Source organism: Sphingomonas sp. LC-1, assembly GCF_025371035.1.
In the GTDB taxonomy this organism is placed as follows: domain Bacteria; phylum Pseudomonadota; class Alphaproteobacteria; order Sphingomonadales; family Sphingomonadaceae; genus Sphingomonas; species Sphingomonas sanguinis_E.
In genome coordinates, this window is the sequence record NZ_JANZXB010000041.1 from 1 (window position 1) to 3060 (window position 3060).

A 3060-nucleotide genomic window follows, 5' to 3' on the forward strand; every position below is an offset into this window, starting at 1 on the left:
TGTAAGCGTTGCCGGTAGGCCGCCTTGCGGTGGCCTCGGCCTTCGGGATGCTTGTCGCCTTTGACGAGGGCGCGGGCAGTGCGGGAAGTTTTTGGTTCTACGACCAGTCATACGAGCACTCGTATGACTGGTCGGATTGAGGTCGTCGGCCACGTGTCGGGTCGACGGCGATGGTCGGACGCCGAGAAGCTGGAGATACTCGCCGAGGCGTCCCGGCCGGGGGTGCGGGTCTGCGACGTCATCGCGCGACGCGAGGTGTCGAGCAGCCTGATCTACACGTGGCGCAAGCAGTTGCGTGAAGGCAAGCTGGCGGGCGTGGTGCCTTCGTTGCCCGTGTTCGCCGAGGTCCGGGTCACCGAACCGGCTTTGCCAGCGCCATCTTCATCGGGGCTCATCCGGATCGAACTGCCAGACGGCGTGCGGGTGAGCGTCGATGCGCATGTGGATGCGGGCGCGCTGGCACGGGTGCTGTCGGTGTTGCGGTGAGCCCGGTGCCATTGCCGACGCGGGTGTTCCTGGCGTGCGGGGTGACCGACATGCGCAAGGGGTTCGACGGTCTGGCGGTGCTGGTGCAGCAGGTGCTGGCGCAGAACCCGCATTCGGGCGCCTTGTTCGCGTTTCGGGGCAAGCGGGGGCATCTGGTCAAGCTGCTGTGGTTCGACGGCCAGGGGCTTTGCCTGTTTTCGAAGCGGCTCGACCGGGGCCGCTTCGTCTGGCCGGTGACCGCGACCGGCACGGTGGTGCTGACGCCGGCACAATTGTCGATGCTACTGGAGGGCATCGACTGGCGGCGGCCCGAGCGGACGTTCACGCCCATGCTGGCAGGGTGAAACGGCGGTTTCACGTCGTTTTTGCTCGTCCGTCAGCACGCAATCTGCTATGTATTCCGGGTGTCGGAAGCGCCCGTTTCCTCCGCTGATGCCGCCGCGCGGATCGCCGCGCTGGAAGCGTCGCTCGCCCGGGCCAATGCCGCGCTCGCGGCCCGCGACCTGCTCATCGATACGCTGCGCGGGCAGATTGCCCGGCTGCGGCGGATGCAGTTCGGCGCCTCGTCCGAGAAGCTGGGCCGCGAGATCGAGCAGCTCGAACTGGCGCTGGAGGAACTGGAGACCGAGCGCGATGCGCCTGTAGCCGAGGATGCTGCATCCAGCCTGACGACCCGTCCGGTGCCTGTCCGCAGCCTGCCCGACCATCTGCCGCGCGAACAGGTCGTCCACGAGCCGGCGTCGGGCGCCTGCACCTGCCCGGACTGTGGCGGTGCGCTGCGCCCGCTCGGGGCGGACGCGCATGAGATGCTCGACATCGTGCCGGTGCGCTGGCGCGTCGTGCGCAACGTCCGCCCCAAATACAGCTGCCGGATGTGCGAGAAGATCGTTCAGGCTCCCACCCCGGTCAGCGCCGTGGCGCGCGGCAAGGCGACCTTCGCGACGCTGGCGCACATTGTCGTGTCCAAGTTCGACCACCATCTGCCGCTGTACCGCCAGGCCGGGATGATGGCCGCGCAGGGGCTCGACATCGACCGCTCGACGCTGGCGGGTTGGACCGGACAGGCTGCGGCACTTCTCGACCCCATCGTCACGCGCATCCGTGACGAGGTGCTCAAGGCCGACAAGATCCATGCCGACGACACGCCCGTGCCGGTGCTTGACCCCGGCCGGGGCAAGACCGCGACCGGACGGTTATGGGTGTACGCGGCTGACGACCAGGCATCCGGCAGCACGGCGCCGCGCGCGACCTGGTATCGCTTCACGCCCGACCGCACCGCCGCGCATCCGATGGCGCATCTTGCCGGGTTTCGCGGCTTCCTCCAGGCCGATGCCTATGCCGGCTATGACGGGCTCTACCGGGGCGGTGTAACCGAGGTCGCCTGCTGGGCGCATTTCCGGCGCAAGGTCTTCGACCTCCACGAACGGTCGCCCACGCCGCTGACCACCGACATCCTCGAGAGAATCGGCCAACTCTACGCCATCGAGGCCGAGGTCCGCGGCCAACCACCCGATGTGCGATGCCGAAGCCGTCAGGAGAACAGCCGGCCGCTGGTCGACGCCTTGCGTGAGATACTCGACGCTGCCCTTCGCCATCTGTCGCCTAGGTGCGACATGGCGAAAGCCATCGCCTATGGCACCAAACGCTGGCCGGCGTTGTCGCGCTTCCTGGAGGACGGGCGTCTCGAGATCGACAACAACATTGCGGAGCGTGCATTGCGCGGTCTCGCGGTCGGACGCCGCAACTGGCTGTTCGCCGGCTCCCGTGCAGGCGGCGAGCGCGCCGCTGTCATCTACACCGTCATCCAGACGTGCAAGGCGAACGGCGTCGACCCGCACGCCTATATCGCCGACGTCATTGCCAGGGTCGCGGGCGACTGGCCGGCCAGCCGATGGGACGAACTCATGCCGTGGAACTGGTCCCCCGAACCTGCCAGACTGGCGGCATGAGCGCCGAGACCATCGCCCGTCTGCACATCGCCCTCGACGACATCGAGCCCGCCATCTGGCGCCGGGTCGACGTACCGGTCACCGCCAGCCTCAAGATGCTCCACGACATCGTCCAGGCCGCGATGGGCTGGGAGGATTGCCATCTGTGGCATTTCGAGGCCGGCGACCGGCGCTACGGCATCCCCGACCCGATGTGGCCGGAGAGCGGCATAACCGCTGCAAAGAACGTGAAGCTCGCGGCCCTTATCGACCGGGGCGTGCGGGAACTCGTCTACACCTACGACATGGGTGACGACTGGCGGCACACCATCACCGTGGAGACGGTCGGCCTTGGCGAACCCGACGTCAAATATCCGCGTTTCATAGAGGGCGACCGGCGCTGCCCGCCCGAGGATGTCGGCGGTCTCCCCGGCTTCGAGATGTTCCTTGATGCCATGGCCGACCCGACACACGAAGAACACGACCGCCTGCGCGAATGGTATGGCGGCCCCTATAACCCCGACGACATCGACGAACGCTTCATCCGCCGCGCTGTCGCCGCCATCGCCATCCGCCGACACGCCGGCAAACTCGCCTACCAGAAAAGCCGCGCCCAATAGCAAGACGGTCTACCGGCCACGCTTAC

At 67.5% G+C, this 3060-nt stretch carries 4 protein-coding genes; all 4 read left to right on the forward strand.

Annotated elements, in window-relative coordinates; all coding sequences use genetic code 11:
- The first annotated feature begins 123 nt into the window (after positions 1-123).
- The 4 genes from tnpA to NZL82_RS19720 are packed head-to-tail and all read left to right on the forward strand — an operon-like array spanning position 124 to position 3034.
- Positions 124-486, forward strand: a complete 363-nt coding sequence (tnpA, locus tag NZL82_RS19705) for an IS66-like element accessory protein TnpA (RefSeq protein ID WP_261271382.1) — start codon at positions 124-126, stop codon at positions 484-486.
- Positions 483-830, forward strand: a complete 348-nt coding sequence (tnpB, locus tag NZL82_RS19710) for an IS66 family insertion sequence element accessory protein TnpB (RefSeq protein ID WP_261271383.1) — start codon at positions 483-485, stop codon at positions 828-830. The genes tnpA and tnpB overlap by 4 nt, the downstream gene beginning before the upstream one ends.
- Before the next feature lie 42 nt (positions 831-872).
- The gene (gene tnpC / locus NZL82_RS19715; RefSeq protein ID WP_405051401.1) at positions 873-2435 is read left to right on the forward strand and encodes an IS66 family transposase; all 1563 of its coding nucleotides are present in this window, start codon (positions 873-875) and stop codon (positions 2433-2435) included.
- Positions 2432-3034, forward strand: a complete 603-nt coding sequence (locus NZL82_RS19720; protein WP_261271385.1) for a plasmid pRiA4b ORF-3 family protein — start codon at positions 2432-2434, stop codon at positions 3032-3034. The genes tnpC and NZL82_RS19720 overlap by 4 nt, the downstream gene beginning before the upstream one ends.
- Positions 3035-3060 lie beyond the last annotated feature (26 nt).

Excerpts from the sequence above, each read along its gene's own strand:
- tnpA (WP_261271382.1), top strand. The coding sequence starts at position 124 with ATGACTGGTCGGATTGAGGTCGTCGGCCACGTGTCGGGTCGACGGCGA.
- NZL82_RS19720 (WP_261271385.1), top strand. The coding sequence starts at position 2,432 with ATGAGCGCCGAGACCATCGCCCGTCTGCACATCGCCCTCGACGACATC.